Consider the following 18,696-nt stretch of genomic DNA (forward strand, 5'->3'; position numbering starts at 1 on the left):
CGACTATAATTTATAATCGAATAAAAAGAGGTCATTATTCTTGGTTAATAATTAATTTTTTGAGCTTAAGGCTTATGCAGTTGGTAAATGTTGATTTCTTCGTTTTGAAACTGTTCATGTCTAAATATAACAGATCAAGTTTCAGAAGTAGTAAAAACAATCATTGATAACCTTATTGCACTCGCTAAAAATGTCCACAAGACATTTTCTTAACGCTCGCTTCCTAAACAGCATTACCTGTTCTAGGTTCAATGGGTATGATCTCAGCCGATAATAGGCACCCCTTTTTTGAGAACGTGGCAAAGATAAAAGGGATTTTTGATTTTCTAGTAACGATTTTCGATTTTTTCTTCTAGCAAACACAGAAAGGCACAAAGCGAGACTTTAAAGCTTTGCAATTTAGACGCTTTACGCAAAAAAAAATGAGATTTTGCGTCTTGATTTTGGAATTAATCTAATTTTGGTGGCTTGCGATTGGCCTTTTTATCCGCATTAATCCGTTTGTTCTTTAAACGCTTCTTTTTGACTCTTCTGGGAACTCTAGTCGGTACCCTTAACTTTTCTTCCTTTAAGCCTTCTTCAATCAAGTCTAAAAAGCGGCGGGTGACTAAAGCCTTGTTTCTAAATTGACTTCTGCTTTCATCAGATGCAAGGATTAATACGCCGTCTTTGGTTAATCGATTATTGAAAAATTCAGAAAGTTTTTGTTTTTCTTCGTCATTAAAGACTTGGGAATTTTCAAGGTCAAAATATAATTCAGCTTTAGACGATACTTTGTTTACATTTTGACCTCCGCTTCCTGAGCTTCGGACATATTTGTAGTTTAATTCAGATTTTAGTAATTCGGAATCCACTATTCTTTAATTTGATGTGGTGATTTTAATAGATCGTTGACGGTTTTAACAGGATTGAAAGTGATGATTGGTACCTCAACAAAAATCGTCGTCCAATGGGCCATACTTCCATTCCAAAGTCCTGGCAGCTCCAATGCTTTTAGTTGTTTCCCATTTTTGGTTTTTTGGGAAATGAAAGCGGTATTAGGATCTACGTAGTTTGCCAGATCAAACTTTTCGCCTTTATAATTTTTTATACCACAGACTAAATCTACAGGATTAAAATGGGTGGCGTTATTTAGTATATCTGCTTGTTTTTGGTCTTCTAAATTGATTTGAGCCGATTCCACAATTTGAAGCGATTGGTTAGATCTGTGATCTTTTACCCAAAATGGACCGCCTCCTGGCTCGCCTTCATTTTTTACCATGCCGCAGATACGAATTGGGCGGTTTAGTTTTTCTTTAAGGTATTCAACCTTATAACGATCGGCATATTTTTTATATTCATCCGTTATTTTAATGCTTAACTTATCTGTTAGAAAATTCTCAATAGTTGTCAAACGCTCTTCTGTAATCGTTTTTGAATCTAAAACCTGTAAATATTCAAAAGTTTGATTTTGTAATTCCATAAGAATTCCTGCTAGCACTTTTTTATATTTTGCAACTTCTTCTTTGTATCTATAGACGACGACATTATCTATATTTTTAATAAAAACAACATCTGCATTGAGGTTATTCAGGTTTGTCAATAAAGCGCCATGACCAGATGGTCTAAACAATATGGAGCCATCAGCTTTCCTAAAAGGTTCGTTATCCAAAGTTAACGCAATGGTATCCGTAGATTGCTGTTGGTATGAAAATGAAATATCAAATGTAACGCCTGTATTTTTCTCTATATCTTGCTGAATATTCTTAAACTCTTCTTTAAATTTATCTTCATGAACTTCTGAAATAGTGAAATGCAATTTAGCCAATCCATTACTCGATGCGTATAAGGCTGCTTCGTACAAATGTTCTTCAAAGGCCGTAGAAATATGGTCTTTTTTATACTCATGAAATGGTAACAATCCCTTAGGTTGATTTCCGAAGTTCATTTGGTTTTCATCTAACATCGCTTTTGCAAAATGCCACACTTTTTCTTGCGTTGGTAACATTTCAAGGTTGATCCCTTTAGATTTCAATGACGCTAATATGTCTCTATAAAATGGAAATTTTTCCATCCCAACCATAAAGAGTGATAATTCCCTTAAATTGTTTCTGTTGATATAAGAATTAAGTGATTGTTCATCAGGATTGTATTGGTTGACAAACTGAAATAGAAATTTGAACATTCGGGTTGCAGCTCCTGATGCTGGTACAAATTTTAATAACGTTTTATTATCTTTTTCTGCTTCGAATGATGCGATGTACATGTCAATTAAACTATCATTCAATGTCATTATTCCGCTATCAGTCGTGGCTGCTTCAGCAATATTTGTAAATGGAATTCCAGCTTTAAAAATGTGAACTTGTTTTTTAACTTCATCTAAGCTTAAACCTTTCGATTCTATTTGTTTTATATCTTTTTCTGTAAAATTCATAATTTGTTATTTAATAGACGATCAATATGTTGAACAGCAATCTTAAGACGTTCCTCTTTACTTCCTTTTAATAAAACATAAGGCTTGTTGTGAGTTTTAAGAGCCGTTTCAAAAGCGTTGAACATGCGTTCTCTTTCATTGGGTTTATCCCTTAGGTCGTCCGCTTCCCAAGGTGTGTCAATATAAGTTAAAAAGTAAAGATCGTAAAAATTTTTTAAAGCGTAATTGTCTAAAATCGGGTCACATGTTCCTGAATAATAAGCTTCACTATATACTTTGGTTTCCAGTAAATCGGTGTCACAGATTAAAACTGAGTCTGTTTTTAGGGCCAGTTTATTTTCAAGAGCCATCTGTCCAATTGCTATGGGAAGTAAATCTTTTGGTTCACAAGTTTTACGTTCATCATTCCATTTTTCCTGTAAATAATCACGTGCATATTCTGGCACCCAAACTGAATTATAGTGTCTAGCTAATTGCTTAGAAAGCGTAGTTTTTCCTGTAGATTCTGGTCCGAATAAAACTACTTTTATGCAGTCTGATGGTTGTTGTTTAAGTGCTTCTTCCATGAGATATAGCCTTGTATTGCTAAGATTGTAAAGATAAAATATTGTAATGATAACATGCCCAAACCTCTATATGCATAAAGAGGAATTGTTATTAAATCGCCAATAATCCAAAGGGTCCAATTTTCTAATTTTTTATTAGCCATGTACCACATTGCTGTAAAGAAAATACCAGAAGTAACGATATCTATATAGTTTGGAATTTCTATAGTATAATCATAAAAGAGATATACTAAATAGGTAACTATCATGGTCAATATAAATAAGCCAACACCAATTAGTTTTTCTTTGGAAGTCGTTCTGGAAATCGGAACAGCAATGACGTTGTTTTTTTTCCGCGACCAATTCCACCATCCATATAGACTCATTACGGAATAATAAAAATTCATCATCATATCGCCTAAATATTGATTAATATATAAGAGATAAACAGTAATTACTGTACAAATTATTCCTGTTGGATATACAAGAATATTTTCTTGTTTTGCATACCAAACACTCGCAATTCCGAACACAAATGCAACGGCCTCTAATACAATTTGATATGTCGGCGCATTTTGATAGGCGTTTAAGAAAAAATCAAAAATTTGGTTCATAATCGCTTCGGTCGGTTTTAACCAATTTCATGTGCAATACGGCAATGTCTAAACCTGAAAATGATTTCTTAATTTCTTGGGTCAAAAAAGGCATTACCTTATCATAATCTCCATAGATCTGCGTGCTTAGAGGATTTTCCAAAATTTTAAATTCAGAAGCCCTAAGCTCTTTTATGAAGTCGATGATGTGTGGTTCGTAATCGTCTTTTAATGGTGTAAGTGTTAGTTCTATTGATATTTTCATACTTTGTTTTGCATTTCGACTACGCTCAATGTGAACTTCAGCGGTAATCTTTTAATTATATATTAGTCTTTATTTGGACTTCGACTGCCCTCAGTCTGACAGTCTGAGTTACTTTATTAATTCATCGAAGAAGTTTTCGTCTTCTTCAAAAGCAGTTCCTATAACCACCAAATCTGCTCCTGCTTTGTATGCTGATTCCATGTCGGCTTTTGTTCTAATGCCTCCACCAACAATCAAAGGTATATTGAGTTGTTGTTTAACTTCTGAAATAATACCAGCTTCAATAGGATGTGTTGCGCCACTACCAGCTTCAAGATAAATGAATTTCATACCTAATAATTCTCCTGCCTTTGCAGTGTCTTTTATCGTTTGAACATTTTTTCTTGGAATTGGTTTAGTTTCACTCACGCGTTGTACTGCAGTTTCTTTTCCACCATGCCTGACGGCAGGCAGGTTTTCAATTAAAAGATATCCTGTTGGAATGACTTCCAAATTAGAGTACTTCAACCTAGAAACAGCTTCGACGTGTTTACCAATTAAATAATCAGGATTTCGACCAGAAATTAAAGACAAAAACAAAACACCATCAGCTTTATCCGTAATTTGAACAATATCTCCAGGAAATAAAACAACCGGTAAATTCGTATGCTTTTTAATTTCGATGACTAAAGTTTCCGTTAGACCTTCATCAACTTCGCTTCCTCCAACAAAAATATGTGTGGCTATGGATTGATTGACCTTAGATATAAAATTCGACACATGTTCAATCTTCATCTTATCTGGATCAATCAAAACGGCTAAAAGTTTTTTGGCTTTAGCTTTTTCAGCAATTATATTTTGGTAAATACTGTTCATTACGGAATCACATAAGCACAGGTAAAGCCTTCAAATTCTAAAAAAGCGGTATTATACCTATATTTTTTACCTTCATAATCTATCCAAGCCACAGTTTGACCATCTATCATCGAAAAAGGAATCACTAAAAAATGGTCTCTAAACAACATACCAGGAACGGCAAAAAGTTTATAAAGCGATTCTTTAATTCCCCAAATTACGGTAAGTCTATTGATGTAATCGTCATCAGTAGATTTTAAGTAATTGTATTCATAATCCACAAATTTATGGGCAATGACAGTTATTTTATCACGTTGCTTTTCAATATCAATGCCCACTTCTTTATCACTAAGAATAACTCCAGAAAAGGTAAAGGAATGCGTAATGGAAATATGTTTGCCATCATTAAGGTGCGGTTTTCCGTTGTCGTCATAAAACAAATCCTGGTCTGTATAACCAAATTCACGTAACAAATGACGCACACTCAAAAAGCCCCGTTGATGCAATTCACTTTTCATCCCTAAAACCCGCTTTAAACTGTTAGGTTTTAAATTTAAAGGCTGAAATAACTCGTCATAAGATTCTTCAATCTTCCAAATTTTAACAGTAGTTTGTGAGTTTACACTAATGGTTTTATACAGTGGCATTTAGAATTCTGAATGTTATTGGTTATCTTTGCACTGCCTGAGGCAGATTTAGCATTTTTTATTCAGCGAATTTAACTATTTAAGCGTTAAACCCAAAGGCAAGTATAATTTAAAAAAAGTCAAAAAAATATGAGTACAAAAACAGTTGCCTACATACCTAATAAGGTAAAAGATATGTCGCTTGCGGCTTGGGGAAGAAAAGAAATTGAATTGGCTGAAGCAGAAATGCCAGGTTTAATGAGTTTACGTGAAGAGTACAAAAACGAGCAACCTTTAAAAGGCGCACGTATTGCAGGCTGTTTGCACATGACGATTCAGACTGCGGTTTTAATTGAAACATTGCAAGCCTTAGGCGCAGAAGTGACTTGGAGTTCTTGTAATATTTTCTCAACTCAAGATCAAGCTGCTGCTGCTATTGCTGCCGCAGGAACCGCTGTTTATGCTTGGAAAGACATGACAGAAGAAGAATTTGATTGGTGTATAGAGCAAACCTTATTCTTTGGCGAAGACAGAAAACCATTAAACATGATTTTAGATGACGGTGGCGATTTAACCAATATGGTTTTGGATAAATACCCAGAATTGTCTGCTGGAATTAAAGGTTTGTCTGAAGAAACAACGACTGGAGTTCATAGACTTTACGAGCGTGTTAAAAATGGTACATTAACTATGCCGGCGATTAATGTCAATGATTCTGTCACAAAATCAAAATTCGATAACAAATATGGTTGTAAAGAATCTGCGGTAGATGCGATTCGTCGTGCCACTGATATTATGTTGGCCGGAAAACGTGTAACCGTTTGTGGTTATGGCGATGTTGGTAAAGGTACAGCAGCCTCTTTTAAAGGCGCAGGAAGTATTGTTACCGTTACTGAAATCGATCCAATTTGTGCGTTACAAGCTGCCATGGACGGTTTTGAAGTAAAGAAATTGGAAACTGTTGTTGGAAACTCTGATATTGTCATTACCACTACTGGAAATAAAGATATCGTTAGAGCTGAGCATTTTAAAGCCATGAAAGACAAAACCATTGTTTGTAATATAGGTCACTTTGACAATGAAATACAAATGGCTTGGTTAAACAAAAACTACGGAAACACTAAAGATACGATTAAGCCACAAGTTGATAAATATACGATTGATGGTAAAGATATCATCGTTTTAGCTGAAGGACGTTTGGTTAATTTAGGTTGTGCAACTGGTCATCCAAGTTTTGTAATGAGTAATTCATTTACTAACCAAACATTGGCGCAAATTGAACTTTGGAAAAACAGCGACAAGTATGAAAATGATGTGTATATGTTACCAAAGCATTTAGATGAAAAAGTAGCAAAACTACACTTAGAAAAGATTGGTGTAGAGTTGACTGAATTAGCAGAATACCAAGCTGATTATATTGGTGTAAAAGTTGAAGGGCCTTATAAGCCTGAGCATTATAGGTATTAAATAATTTCTTATAATAGTTAGTTAAAATTAAACCCCAAATCTTAAGGATTTGGGGTTTAATTTTATGCTTTATTTTGTCTCTGATTTAGTCCAAAGATGGAATCATCTTGAATTGCCCATCAGTAATAACTATAATATCAGATGGGTCTTCAGAATTATAAAAAGTTGCAGAAAAATTACCTTCAACAATTTGACCTGCACTAATTAAAGTATCTGCAAAATAAGTGTTAAATGCTGTTGAGGAGGTTATCTCAAATGTGCTATTAGATTGATCTCCACCATAAGTACTGTAGTATGGCCCGTCTTGAGCGTTAGGACTGTAAGTTAATCCAATTTTACCTACAAGTCCAGAGGAAGCTAAATCTGAATCTGCAAATTCATACGAAGTGGTAGGAAATTTATCATTAAATGTTTCTAATTGAGATGAGTCATCTGTACATAAATGAAATCTAACAAAATCAATTCCCATGGTTGGTCTAGATTCATCATCAAAATTTGGATAAACAAAAGGGCTGTAGTTAAATCCTCCAGTATCTGGGTTATAGGCGCAAACTGCAGGTAACGTAACGCTTAAACCAGAAGTGTAATCCAATTCAGTTGCACTAGTTTTTTGTCCATAAATAAAAGATTCTCCATCGATTTTACCCGACATGAAATAAATATATTCATTACTATCCGTTTCATCGTCGTTTGAATCAGAATCGGAGCTACAATTATAACAAAATGAGAAGCACAGTACAATTAGATATAGAGGCGTAATTTTTTTTAGCATAATTTTTTTTGAGTTTTTAAAATGTTCGGCAATATAAATAAATAATTTTATTAATGTCATTTTTCTTACAAATTACACGGCCTTAGAAAAAATAAGTATTGAGTTGACTGAATTAGCAAATTACCAAACCGAGCATATTGGTATTACAGTCGAAGAACCATATTACCCTGAGTATTATTGTTATTAAATCAATAAAAATCCAATAAATTAAATCTCAAATCTCAATCAGAATTGTTTGATATTTTTTTGTTTACAACCTTGAATGTATGTTTTAGGCAACCTAGAAGTCTGTTTATTTTTGAATAAAAATTTTGAAAAATTCTATAGTGCAATATTGATTTTTTCACGAATTATTTACAACATTCTAAAACCAAAATCGTAAATAATAATCCTCTTCATGTTTTTCCTGCAAATATTTTATTTTAACCTGTTTTTTGTTAAATAAAACAAAATAAGGTTAATATAACATATAATGTTGTCAAATCTGTTGTTTTCTAAGGTGTAATCCATACGTAAATTTGCACGCGCTTTTAAAAGCCGCAGAAAACAAATAAAATTATGAAAACAAGTAACAGAACACTAGGAGAAAGTAAAGTTGGAACCAAAACTTTAAAATTTGGAAATGCCAGTTCAATCGTTTGGAACACTAAAAGACGTTATAAATAATTATAAACCTAATTAAAAAGAAAAAGCCCAATTGTTCCGATAGTTATCGGAATCTAATTGGGCTTTTCTAATAGATATTATTTGATTTTGTTACCATCTTTATCATAAAAATGGTATTCAAGATAAGTGTAAGCATCTCTAGGTAAAACTTTTACCCATTTTTTGTGTTCAAAGAACCACTTTGAACGTACTGATGGAAACCCTTTGGTTAAAAAGGCTGCTATAAAAGGATGTGCATTTAGTGTTACCTTTTTATAGTCTTTTCTGAAAACGCGTTCTAGATCTTGATTAATACGCTCCACCACTTTAATTGGTGCTTCGATTTCATCGCCTAAAACATTAGGGTTTTCTTCTTTCGTTTTAATATTGCGTTCTGGCCTAACGCGCTGTCTAGTTATTTGCACTAAACCAAACTTACTCGGCGGCAATATTTTATGCTTTGCTTTGTCGTCTTTCATCTCATCCCTGAGATAATTGTAAAGCTTTTTTCTGTTCTCAGCACGTCCCATATCAATAAAATCGATAACGATAATGCCTCCCATATCACGTAAACGTAACTGTCTGGCAATTTCTTGTGCAGAGATCATGTTGACTTCTAAAGCGGTGTCTTCTTGGTTCTTTTCTTTATTAGATCGGTTACCACTATTAACATCTACAACATGTAGTGCTTCAGTATGTTCTATTACCAAGTAAGCGCCTTTTGCCATAGAAACAGTTCTTCCAAATGATGTTTTAATCTGGCGTTCTATGCCAAATTTTTCAAAGATTGGAACACCATTTTTATAAAACTTCACTATAGACTCTTTTTTCGGTGCAATTTGTTGCACATAATCTTTTACTTGTATGTACATTTCTTCATCATCGACAACAATACCAGAGAATGAATCGTTAAAAATATCCCTTAAAATTGAGGATGCCTTGTTCATTTCTCCCAATACTTTAGTTGGGTGATGTGCTTTGTACAATTTTTTACACATTGCTGTCCATCGATTCAGCAAATTCTGCAAATCACTATCGAGCTCGGCAACTTTTTTGCCTTCTGCTACAGTACGAATAATAACCCCAAATCCTTTAGGTGTGATACTTTTTACAAGTCTTTTTAATCGGTCTTTTTCTTCTTGCGATTCAATCTTTTGTGAAATTGAAATACGATTGGAAAAAGGTACCAAGACAATGTATCTTCCAGCAATAGACAATTCTGAGCTAATGCGTGGTCCCTTTGTAGAGATAGGTTCTTTTACTACTTGTACTAAAATGGATTGATTGGATTTTATGGCATTTGCAATACTGCCATGTTTGTCCAAATCCTTTTCCATCGGAAAGTCTTTAAGGGTGTAATCCCTTAATTTTCCTGTGCTTACACGTTTAATGAATTTTAAAAGTGAAGGCAATTGCGGTCCAAGATCATGATAGTGTAAAAAACCATCTTTCTCATAGCCAACGTTAACAAACGCAGCGTTTAAACCAGGAATAACTTTACGTATTTTGGCAATAAAAATATCACCAACTGCAAAGTTGTTATCCTCTTCGTCTTTATGCAATTCAATAAGTTTTCCATCTTTTAATAAAGCAAAATCAACAATATCTGAACTCGATCTTACGATTAATTCATTGTTCATAATGTTAATTTATATCTAACTCTTCGTTGAGATAGATGGATTTTACTTAGAGAACTTAGTTAAACTTTTTGGGTCCAATAAAAAATTACCGCTTTTAGTCCTATCTTTTCTTTTATCGCTTCTTAGCTCTTGCTAAGCAACTTAAAAAGATTCAAAATATGACTATGAACATATAATTTTAATTAGAAGTAAAAAGTTTAAACCAGTTCAATTAATTGACACAGGTCCCGATTATTATCGGGAAACCAACAAATCTAGGTGTACTCTATTAAATACGCCAGATTCTATATCAAAGAACGTTTCGTTAATAGGACTCTTATTGAATATTTGTATTTCCTGAAAAAGGATTAAAATTCAATAGCTGTCCAAACTGAAAAAAGTAGTTATAAAACTACTTTTAACAATTTATTTCTTTTTGTGACGATTAGCGCGTCTACGTTTTTTACGCTTATGCGTCGCTACCTTGTGTCTTTTTCTTTTTTTACCACTTGGCATAATAAATAATGCTTTTTAATTAATATTTTATTTTAAATGCTTTCTTAGTTTACTTCAACATTAGATTTAACACCTTCTAAAAATACTTTAGCTGGTTTAAATGCTGGTATGTTGTGTGCTGGAATTTTTATTGTAGTATTCTTTGAGATATTACGACCTGTTTTTTCAGCTCTTGTTTTAATGATGAAGCTACCGAAACCTCTTAAATACACGTTATCTCCGCTCTCTAAAGATGTTTTTACTTCTTCCATAAAGGTTTCTACAGTTGCTTGTACGTCTCCTTTTTCAATACCTAATTTATCAGATATTTTTGCTACCAAATCGGCTTTTGTCATTGTTACTAGTTTTAGGGTTACTATTTATTCTAAGGGATTGCAAATATAGGTAATTTAATTTCAATAGTTCAAACGTAATTAATTAAAATTTAACACAATAAACATTTAATTTTGCTTTTCATTAAAAAAAGCCAATGGATTTCAAACACAAACTAATTAACTGGTACTCAATAAACAAACGACATTTGCCATGGCGAGAAACCCAAAATCCATATCATATTTGGCTCTCAGAAATTATTTTACAGCAAACCCAAGTGAAACAAGGTTTACCTTATTATCAACAATTTGTTACCAATTACCCAACTATTTTCGATCTTGCTGACGCCTCAGAAACATCTGTTTTAAAATTATGGCAAGGTTTGGGCTATTATTCCAGAGCAAGGAATCTTCATTATACAGCTAAATATATTGTACATGAGCTGCATGGACATTTCCCGGATAATTACAACGATTTATTAAAACTAAAAGGCGTTGGCGATTATACAGCAAGTGCCATTGCTTCCATAGCCTTTGACAAAGTGGCGGCTGTAGTAGATGGCAACGTCTATAGAGTTTTATCTCGCTATTTTGGGATTGAAACGCCGATCAATTCAACTTTAGGTATTAAAGAATTCAAATCTTTAGCAAATTCTCTGATCGATGAGTCACAACCTGCCACATATAACCAAGCCATTATGGAATTTGGTGCGCTACAATGCAAACCGAAAAATCCCGATTGTACTATTTGTCCCCTTAAAAATGGTTGTATTGCGCTTCAGAAAAAAATGGTCGATGTCCTTCCTGTAAAACTAAAGAAAACTAAAGTGACCACTAAATACTTCAACTTTTTGATTTTCATTGATCACAACCAGCAAACCCTTTTTGAAAAACGAGCAAAAAAAGGGATTTGGCAGAACCTCTATCAGTTTCCTTTAATTGAATCTGAAAAAAGTTTGAATTCTGAAGAATTTCATCTCATGAATTTAGAGGAGTCTTTTTCAACATTAAAACCCTTCGATTATTCCTTATATAATGAGGTGGATATAGTACATAAATTGTCGCATCAACATCTTTACACCAAATTCTGGATTATAGATGTAGAGCAATTGCCAAACGATGCCATTCCTACAAAATCATTGACTGAATATCCTGCACCTGTACTTATTAGTGATTTTATTGACCGGTTTGGTTTTTAGAACCTTAAAGAAATCACATTTTTTTAGTACTTTTAAAGTTGTGACTACACAATTGAGTAACTTTGCAAACTATTAAACAAAATAATTATGGCCGGAACATTAAATAAAGTAATGCTAATTGGAAACTTAGGAGACGAGGTAAAAATGCATTATTTTGATGATAAAAATTGTGTTGGTCGTTTTCCTTTAGCGACAAGTGAGTCTTATGTCAGTAAGCAAACCAATGAGCGAATTACTAATACGGAATGGCACAATATTGTAGTGAGGAACAAAGCCGCAGAAATTTGCGAAAAGTATCTTACCAAAGGCGATAAAGTCTACATTGAAGGTCGTATTAAAACTAGAAAATGGACTGATGACAAGGGCATGGAACGCTATTCTACAGAAATACAATGTGATGAATTTACGTTCTTAACACCTAAAAGTGATCAACAACCTCAGCAATCCCAAAAGCCCAATACATCAGATAGTAATTCTCAAAAGCCACAATCTGCTCCTACAAATGCAGAGCCAGAAGGCGATGATGATTTACCTTTTTAACCATTTAATAGTTTCTTGACTTGGACCCAGAACCCACGGTTTTATTATCACATTTATTAGTTATTAATACATCGTTTATAACGAGCATTGTTGTACTTGTGGTTTTATTGCTATGCTCTGCATTAATCTCAGGAGCTGAAGTGGCCTTGTTTTCCCTGACCAAATCTAATTTAGACGAAGGTTTGGAAAAGAAATCTGCGGCCATGCAAATTATTGCTTCACTTTTAGAACGGCCAAAAAAATTGTTGGCAACGATATTAGTGGCTAATAATTTCATAAATATAGCCGTTGTATTATTGTTCGCCTATATAGGTGAAACGCTCTTTAGCAGTATTACAAATGCACTTTTTCGATTTTTAATTGAGGTCGTTTCCGCAACCTTTTTAATATTATTGTTTGGTGAAATTATTCCTAAAATTTATGCTAGTAGAAATAGTGTAAAGTTTTCTTCATTTATGGCAAGACCTTTACGGGTTTTGGATGTCATGCTTTCACCGTTGAGTTTACCAATGCGTTATGTAACTATACAAATTCAGAATAAATTTGGGAAACAACGCTCTAATCTTAGCGTCGATCAGTTATCACAAGCTTTAGAACTTACCAATGATCAAGATACAACCAAAGAAGAACAAAAACTTCTTCAAGGTATTGTATCTTTTGGAAATACAGATACCAAACAAGTGATGCGACCTCGCATGGATTTGTTTGCTTTGAGTATGAATACTCCTTATGAAACTATAATCACTGAGATTATTGATAATGGTTATTCCCGAATTCCTGTTTATGAAGAAAGCATCGACACCATAAAAGGAGTGCTATACGTTAAGGATTTATTACCGCATTTGAACAAAAAAACTTTTGATTGGACGACCATTTTACGCGAACCTTTTTTTGTACCGGAAAACAAAAAGTTAGATGATCTAATGGTTGAATTCCAGACCAAAAAAGTACACCTTGCGGTAGTTGTAGACGAATATGGAGGCACTTCAGGACTGGTTTCACTTGAAGATATAATTGAAGAAATTGTAGGTGATATTAGTGATGAGTATGATGACGATGACTTAGTTTACACCAAGCTTAACAATAACAATTATAGTTTTGAAGGCAAGACACCTCTTAAGGATGTTTTTAAAATCGTAGGTATTGAAGACGATATGGATCTTTTTGACGCTCGAAAAGGAGAAGCCGAAACCCTTGCTGGTTTTGTTTTAGAGATTTCAGGTGGTTTTCCAAGAATAGGAAGTAAAATAAATTTTGAAAATTACGTTTTTACTGTAGAAGCCTTAGAGCGCAAACGCATCAAACAAATTAAACTCACTTTATTAAATCGACATTTATGAAGCGAATAGTTTTACCCTTATTAAGCTTATTGATGTTTGGTTGTGGAGACGATCCATTACCAAAACCCAAAGGTTATTTAAGATTGGAATATCCAAAGGCTGAATATAAAAAAGCAAGTATTCCTTTACCATTTTCTTTTGAAAAAAATGAATTGGCAAACCCTATAAAAACTGTAAAATCTCTAGGTAAAACCAATGGAGTTGATGTTAAATATCCCGCTTTAAAGGCTACCATTTATCTCACTTATAAAGAAGTAAAGAATGATAATTTGGATAGTTTGTTGAGAGATGCACAAAACCTGACGCAAAAACACACTATAAAAGCTGATGAAATTTCCAGTAACCTCTTTGAAAATAAAGAAGCTAAAGTGTATGGAATGCTTTATGAAATTGGAGGCAACGCAGCATCGCAATCTCAATTTTATGTCACAGATAGTTTAAATCACTTTTTAAGCGGATCCCTTTACTTCTATGCGAAACCTAATTACGATTCTATTTATCCTGCTGCGGAATATTTGAAGAAAGATATTAAGAAGATTATGGAGAGTGTGCGATGGGAGGATTAATATTTGTTTTAATAAGCATAAAAAAATGCCTATCAGAAATCTGATAGGCATTTTTTTATAATAGACTTTTTAAATATGATTATTCAGGTAGAGTTGGATCAATCCATTCACCTTCCATTTTAATAACCCTAAATTCTTCTGTAGAGCTAGCACCAAATGTATTTGCAGTAACGGCATACTTTTGTCCTTCTTCCGCATTAGGATCTAAATTGTCTAGAACAACTCCCATAGCTCTTTCCATCATTTCATCACTCCAAGCCGATGCACTACCAGTTCTGTTGAAATTTCCAAAATTCGCTAAGTTTCCTGCAGCCGCACTAAATCCTTCTACGTCCATCAATGTTGTTGCGACTAAATCATAATCAGAACCAACCATTGTATACCTTATTGTATTATCTGGTACCCAAACACCATTTTCATATTCAAATTGTAATGATGATGTTTTTGGCGACCATTCTCCATTGTTGAATGTATATAAGTTACTTTTTATTACAGTTGAGCCATCAACAAAAAATCTATAAACAATAAATATTTCATCCTCATCTTGTGCAAATGGATATTGCAAGCTCAAAAATTGTGGTAAATAATTCTCAGGCGCAACAGAATTACTAAAATTATCAAAACGTCCTGGCTGACCAGACTCCTCACCCATGGAATCGTAATCTGCAGCTGTTAGATAATAAACATTCTCAACGACGTCCCATGAACCACCAGAATACCTAAAATATACTGATTCCGTTACTGTATCACCTGAGATACCTATAGTTTTAAGAACTAAAGATGCTATTCTCCATCTCGCAGCGTCAGAATCTGTGGACTCATACTTAAAAGCAATATTAATGGTTTCACCATCATAAGCAGAAAAGTCAAAATCTTCTGACAATACTAATGTGTCACTATTTCCTGCAGGTGCCGTCGCTAAATCAATTTCAGCCCAATCTGCTGTTGCGACATCTCCAGTGTAATCTGTTGCCACTAAAATTTTAAGGAGACTTATATCTGAAGCAAAACGTATGGCTTGATTTATCTGAAATCTTAAATCACTTTCTTGAGTTAGATCAATTTCAGGAGAAACCAACCACTCAATATTGGCAATTTGGCCACCAAAAAACCCATTACCTTGTATGAACTCAATATCAGATGTCCAAACTTCGTTATCGCCAAATTCCTCTTCAACAGTCCATCCCTCAAAGCTATCAGCAAAATCAAATTCAACTGCTGGTGCTAAGCCTACAGTTGGTTCATTAATAAATTGATTAAATTCGGCTCTTACGATTTGACCTTCCATTGGACTAGATATTTGAGTATCCAAGATATCCTCTAAAAAATCCATTGGGTCTTCGTTAGGAAAAAATGCATTACTAGCGGCAGTTGGGTAATCTTCAGTCATCAATTCATAAATCGTTGCATTGGTAAATGCACTAGCATCTTCTGGATTACCATCAAATAAGTTAAAGTTTACAGTTACAGAAGAACCCTCTCCCCAGAAAGGATATCGATCACTTAAAAATCCTGGGAGCATAAGCTTTGCATCATCAGTATCGCTAAAAGCGTCAAATGTTTCATAATAATCCGGTTCTTCATCTTCACCTTGTTCTACAATATTAGCATAGTCTTCTGTCGTTAAGGTAAACTCCTCTACACCAACTACGACTTCGTTTTCTATACTATTATTAATATCTTCTACAGGATTACAACCCGTAAAGGCTATACCTATAAAGGTCAGTAAATAAATTAATTTTTTCATTTTGTTTTTTTTTAAAATTTAATAGTTGCTCCTACACTAAACGTTCTACCAAAACCGTAATAAACTAATGCGGTTTCAGCATTTGAATCAGCTCCATCTAAGGAATCTGATATATATTTAGTATTAAACACATTATTCATTCTAGCAATCAAAGTCGCTTCGAAGTTTCCAAAAGGAAAACTATGAGAAAATGCTGTATCGAATACTCCATAATCAGGAACTTCCCATGGGTCTGGTGCGCCTTCCGTACCTCTGTCACTTGGATCAAAATCAGAGTATAAACGAGCAAAATAGTTATAATCTATAGTAAACCTTGTTTCTGGACTAAATTTATAATTTGTACCTAAAGCAAATGTAGTTTGAGCAGCATCACCAACAGGCACATCTTCAATAAATAAATCTACAGTAGCGACAACTTCTTGCTCTTCATCTAGAATATTAACATCAGTCACATTTTCTTCCCATCTCCAATCACCTAAAGATACCATACCCGTTAAATCTAATTTATCTGTGGCTTTATAAACGAAGTCAATTTCAATACCTTGATGTATTGCATTAACACCTAAAATATTTGCAAAACCTGTTTCGTCTTCATTTAACTGAAAAGGTATAGTTTCTGTTCTATCTCTCCAAGCTGTTCTGTAAAGATTGACGTTTGCAGAAAGCTTCTCCCCTCGGTAACCATAACCGACTTCAAAACTCATTATTTTCTGATTTTCAGCATCTTCATTAATTTCTTCGTTATTAAATTCAGGAAAAACAGCATCAAAATCTGCAGCTTTTTCAAAATAACCTAAATTAATAAATACGTTATGATTAGAATCTAATCTATAGTTTCCGCCACCTTTAGCACCAAAACCTAAAAAATTGAAGCGATCTGTTTCCTGTAATGGGTCACCATCTAAATAGTTGAAGTAATCTTTTCTTTTGTAAGACGTATTTGATGCATTTACTGAAAGAAATGTATTGAACTTTTCATTAATATCATACTCTAACTGACCGAAAAAACCTATCCAACCAACTAAACCATCGTTAAAATAGGAAACTTTATCACCTTCTCTAGCAACACCTGTTACGTTATTAACGTTATCATCGTTAATAATAAACTGTCCCCCTAACAAATCTGTTACTTCTCTAAAATGAATACCAGTATAGTTTCTATAGTCTAAACCAGCTAAAAGTACTAAATCATCAGATAGGTCTGATTTTAATGTAGATAATACACCGTACCAATTATGATCATTTCTTGATGCTCTTAAAGCTGCATTAGAACCATTTGCCCCATTCGCGATATTTTCGTTCACGATTCTGTCAAAATCCAAAGGACCAAAGTTTCCTATTCTATATTCAGGATTTGTAAATTTAAATACTCCATCATTTTCAAATCCAGGAATATCCGCGTCGCTTCTCATGGTTCCACCACCACCACCAGAGCCAAAAGACACATATGCAGCGGTAGAGATACTTGTTTTATCATTCAGATTCCAATAATGATTTAAGGATATTTGTGGTTTGTGATAAAAGTTATCCTCTATAAAAGTAACTTGACCATTTTTATAACCCCAATCTTGGTTATATTTTATACCGTCTGGACTTTTTTTGTAAGTCTCTATAAGCTGTCTGTTTTGTCTTTGACCGTGACGTTGTTTAGCGCCAAAAGCCGTAAAAGCTAATTTATGCTGGTCATTTATTTTCTTAGATACGTTAACGAAATAAGAAACCGAATTAAACTGTGTTCCTCTTACATATCCATCACCATCTGTTTTAGCAGCGGATACTGTAGCAGCAAATCCATTATCCATTAAACCTGTAGAATAGGTTACACCAAATTTAGTATAACCATCATTTCCTAGGGAAGTCATTACGTTACCACCTTCTTCAACATCTGTAGTTTTGGTTAAGATATTTATTGTTCCACCAATAGAAGGTACTGCAACTCTCGCAGCACCAAGACCTCTTTGAACTTGCATTGTGCTTGTAACGTCACCTAAACCAGCCCAATTACTCCAAAATACGCGTCCGTTTTCCATGTCATTTACAGGCACTCCGTTAATCATTACGGCGACATTTTCTGAATCAAAGCCACGTAAGTTAATTCGTCCATCACCGAAACCACCACCAGCTTTCGTCGCATAAACACCTGGCGTAGATTTTAAAATTTCTGGAAACTCTTGAGTTCCTAATTTTAAAGAAATTTCTTCGGCACGAACAGTAGAAACTGCTACAGGTGTTTTCCTGTCAACCGCTACAGAAGCAACGATCATTATTTCGTCCAATCCAACATTACTTGAAATTAAAACTACTGTACCTAAATCTGTGTCTCCACTATAGGCTATAGTTTGAGTTACGTAACCCACGTAAGATATTACAACCTCTCCAGAGTTTGATGCTGCATTTAAAGTAAAATTACCATCAAAATTTGTGGTAGCACCATTTGTAGTTCCTTTTACTATAATATTAGCACCAGGAAGTGGTGAGTTCATATCACCATCAATAATTTTTCCTTTGATAGTAGTTTGAGCATATATCACTGTTGAGAACAGGGTCAATACAGTAACACATAAAAATTGATTAAATTTTTTCATATTAAAATTTAAGTTAATTGGTTTTATTATTCGGCGCAAATTTACGCAATACTATAGCTAAAACATTAACCCAATGTTAACAATTTAGCGATGCGAAGATAATTATCGAATCG

The 18,696-nt window shown here is 33.9% G+C and carries 17 protein-coding genes; 5 read left to right on the forward strand and 12 right to left on the reverse strand.

Annotated features, from left to right (window positions below; all coding sequences use genetic code 11):
• Positions 1-449 precede the first annotated feature (449 nt).
• The 7 genes from arfB to HM990_RS17425 all read right to left on the reverse strand — a co-directional run bounded on the left by arfB (position 450) and on the right by HM990_RS17425 (position 5,297).
• Positions 450-854, reverse strand: a complete 405-nt coding sequence (gene arfB, locus HM990_RS17395; RefSeq protein WP_178990823.1) for an alternative ribosome rescue aminoacyl-tRNA hydrolase ArfB — start codon at positions 852-854, stop codon at positions 450-452.
• On the reverse strand, positions 854-2,413 hold the full coding sequence (locus HM990_RS17400; protein WP_178990825.1) for a DUF4301 family protein: 1,560 nt from the start codon (positions 2,411-2,413) through the stop codon (positions 854-856). The genes arfB and HM990_RS17400 overlap by 1 nt, the downstream gene beginning before the upstream one ends.
• The gene (locus HM990_RS17405; protein ID WP_178990827.1) at positions 2,410-2,979 is read right to left on the reverse strand and encodes an AAA family ATPase; all 570 of its coding nucleotides are present in this window, start codon (positions 2,977-2,979) and stop codon (positions 2,410-2,412) included. The genes HM990_RS17400 and HM990_RS17405 overlap by 4 nt, the downstream gene beginning before the upstream one ends.
• Positions 2,940-3,572 carry a nicotinamide riboside transporter PnuC gene (gene pnuC, locus HM990_RS17410; RefSeq protein WP_178990829.1) on the reverse strand — a complete coding sequence of 211 codons (633 nt, stop codon included), beginning with the start codon at positions 3,570-3,572 and terminating at the stop codon, positions 2,940-2,942. The genes HM990_RS17405 and pnuC overlap by 40 nt, the downstream gene beginning before the upstream one ends.
• Positions 3,556-3,816 carry a hypothetical protein gene (locus tag HM990_RS17415; protein ID WP_178990831.1) on the reverse strand — a complete coding sequence of 87 codons (261 nt, stop codon included), beginning with the start codon at positions 3,814-3,816 and terminating at the stop codon, positions 3,556-3,558. Before HM990_RS17415 ends, pnuC begins: the two co-directional genes overlap by 17 nt.
• Before the next feature lie 108 nt (positions 3,817-3,924).
• Positions 3,925-4,671 carry a geranylgeranylglyceryl/heptaprenylglyceryl phosphate synthase gene (locus HM990_RS17420; RefSeq protein WP_178990833.1) on the reverse strand — a complete coding sequence of 249 codons (747 nt, stop codon included), beginning with the start codon at positions 4,669-4,671 and terminating at the stop codon, positions 3,925-3,927.
• Positions 4,671-5,297 (reverse strand): 4'-phosphopantetheinyl transferase family protein, encoded by a 627-nt coding sequence (locus tag HM990_RS17425; RefSeq protein WP_178990835.1) that lies wholly within the window; start codon positions 5,295-5,297, stop codon positions 4,671-4,673. The genes HM990_RS17420 and HM990_RS17425 overlap by 1 nt, the downstream gene beginning before the upstream one ends.
• 129 nt (positions 5,298-5,426) lie before the next feature.
• On the opposite strand from HM990_RS17425, the gene ahcY reads away from it, so the two are divergent.
• Positions 5,427-6,743, forward strand: coding sequence for an adenosylhomocysteinase (gene ahcY / locus HM990_RS17430; protein ID WP_178990837.1), 1,317 nt, complete (start codon positions 5,427-5,429; stop codon positions 6,741-6,743).
• An 85-nt stretch (positions 6,744-6,828) separates the two neighbouring features.
• Here the strand turns inward: ahcY and HM990_RS17435 are convergent, their stop codons facing one another.
• The 3 genes from HM990_RS17435 to HM990_RS17445 all read right to left on the reverse strand — a co-directional run bounded on the left by HM990_RS17435 (position 6,829) and on the right by HM990_RS17445 (position 10,630).
• The gene (locus tag HM990_RS17435; RefSeq protein ID WP_178990839.1) at positions 6,829-7,515 is read right to left on the reverse strand and encodes a DUF5025 domain-containing protein; all 687 of its coding nucleotides are present in this window, start codon (positions 7,513-7,515) and stop codon (positions 6,829-6,831) included.
• 743 nt (positions 7,516-8,258) lie between these two features.
• The gene (locus HM990_RS17440; RefSeq protein ID WP_178990841.1) at positions 8,259-9,800 is read right to left on the reverse strand and encodes an Rne/Rng family ribonuclease; all 1,542 of its coding nucleotides are present in this window, start codon (positions 9,798-9,800) and stop codon (positions 8,259-8,261) included.
• Between the two features lie 539 nt (positions 9,801-10,339).
• Positions 10,340-10,630, reverse strand: coding sequence for an HU family DNA-binding protein (locus HM990_RS17445; protein WP_008270198.1), 291 nt, complete (start codon positions 10,628-10,630; stop codon positions 10,340-10,342).
• A 134-nt stretch (positions 10,631-10,764) separates the two neighbouring features.
• Between HM990_RS17445 and mutY the strand changes: the two genes are divergently transcribed.
• From mutY to gldD, 4 genes are all read left to right on the forward strand, one after another.
• Positions 10,765-11,805 carry an A/G-specific adenine glycosylase gene (mutY, locus tag HM990_RS17450; RefSeq protein WP_178990843.1) on the forward strand — a complete coding sequence of 347 codons (1,041 nt, stop codon included), beginning with the start codon at positions 10,765-10,767 and terminating at the stop codon, positions 11,803-11,805.
• Between the two features lie 87 nt (positions 11,806-11,892).
• Positions 11,893-12,345 carry a single-stranded DNA-binding protein gene (locus HM990_RS17455; protein WP_178990845.1) on the forward strand — a complete coding sequence of 151 codons (453 nt, stop codon included), beginning with the start codon at positions 11,893-11,895 and terminating at the stop codon, positions 12,343-12,345.
• A 20-nt stretch (positions 12,346-12,365) separates the two neighbouring features.
• The gene (locus tag HM990_RS17460; RefSeq protein WP_178990847.1) at positions 12,366-13,685 is read left to right on the forward strand and encodes a gliding motility-associated protein GldE; all 1,320 of its coding nucleotides are present in this window, start codon (positions 12,366-12,368) and stop codon (positions 13,683-13,685) included.
• Positions 13,682-14,251 (forward strand): gliding motility lipoprotein GldD, encoded by a 570-nt coding sequence (gene gldD, locus HM990_RS17465; RefSeq protein WP_178990849.1) that lies wholly within the window; start codon positions 13,682-13,684, stop codon positions 14,249-14,251. The genes HM990_RS17460 and gldD overlap by 4 nt, the downstream gene beginning before the upstream one ends.
• Positions 14,252-14,330: 79 nt before the next feature.
• On the opposite strand, the gene HM990_RS17470 is transcribed toward gldD, so the two are convergent.
• On the reverse strand, positions 14,331-15,998 hold the full coding sequence (locus tag HM990_RS17470) for a choice-of-anchor J domain-containing protein (RefSeq protein ID WP_178990851.1): 1,668 nt from the start codon (positions 15,996-15,998) through the stop codon (positions 14,331-14,333).
• A gap of 11 nt (positions 15,999-16,009) precedes the next feature.
• Positions 16,010-18,583: a TonB-dependent receptor gene (locus tag HM990_RS17475; protein ID WP_178990853.1), complete on the reverse strand. Its 2,574-nt coding sequence runs from the start codon at positions 18,581-18,583 to the stop codon at positions 16,010-16,012.
• Positions 18,584-18,696 lie beyond the last annotated feature (113 nt).

This window comes from Winogradskyella schleiferi (assembly GCF_013394655.1).
Taxonomy (GTDB): Bacteria; Bacteroidota; Bacteroidia; order Flavobacteriales; family Flavobacteriaceae; genus Winogradskyella; species Winogradskyella schleiferi.

Bases quoted from the DNA above. Each gene is read 5' to 3' on its own strand.
- HM990_RS17400 (WP_178990825.1), bottom strand. From the start codon at position 2,413: ATGAATTTTACAGAAAAAGATATAAAACAAATAGAATCGAAAGGTTTA.
- HM990_RS17405 (WP_178990827.1), bottom strand. From the start codon at position 2,979: ATGGAAGAAGCACTTAAACAACAACCATCAGACTGCATAAAAGTAGTT.
- pnuC (WP_178990829.1), bottom strand. From the start codon at position 3,572: ATGAACCAAATTTTTGATTTTTTCTTAAACGCCTATCAAAATGCGCCG.
- HM990_RS17415 (WP_178990831.1), bottom strand. From the start codon at position 3,816: ATGAAAATATCAATAGAACTAACACTTACACCATTAAAAGACGATTAC.
- HM990_RS17420 (WP_178990833.1), bottom strand. From the start codon at position 4,671: ATGAACAGTATTTACCAAAATATAATTGCTGAAAAAGCTAAAGCCAAA.
- HM990_RS17425 (WP_178990835.1), bottom strand. From the start codon at position 5,297: ATGCCACTGTATAAAACCATTAGTGTAAACTCACAAACTACTGTTAAA.
- ahcY (WP_178990837.1), top strand. From the start codon at position 5,427: ATGAGTACAAAAACAGTTGCCTACATACCTAATAAGGTAAAAGATATG.
- HM990_RS17435 (WP_178990839.1), bottom strand. From the start codon at position 7,515: ATGCTAAAAAAAATTACGCCTCTATATCTAATTGTACTGTGCTTCTCA.
- HM990_RS17440 (WP_178990841.1), bottom strand. From the start codon at position 9,800: ATGAACAATGAATTAATCGTAAGATCGAGTTCAGATATTGTTGATTTT.
- HM990_RS17445 (WP_008270198.1), bottom strand. From the start codon at position 10,630: ATGACAAAAGCCGATTTGGTAGCAAAAATATCTGATAAATTAGGTATT.
- mutY (WP_178990843.1), top strand. From the start codon at position 10,765: ATGGATTTCAAACACAAACTAATTAACTGGTACTCAATAAACAAACGA.
- HM990_RS17455 (WP_178990845.1), top strand. From the start codon at position 11,893: ATGGCCGGAACATTAAATAAAGTAATGCTAATTGGAAACTTAGGAGAC.
- gldD (WP_178990849.1), top strand. From the start codon at position 13,682: ATGAAGCGAATAGTTTTACCCTTATTAAGCTTATTGATGTTTGGTTGT.
- HM990_RS17470 (WP_178990851.1), bottom strand. From the start codon at position 15,998: ATGAAAAAATTAATTTATTTACTGACCTTTATAGGTATAGCCTTTACG.
- HM990_RS17475 (WP_178990853.1), bottom strand. From the start codon at position 18,583: ATGAAAAAATTTAATCAATTTTTATGTGTTACTGTATTGACCCTGTTC.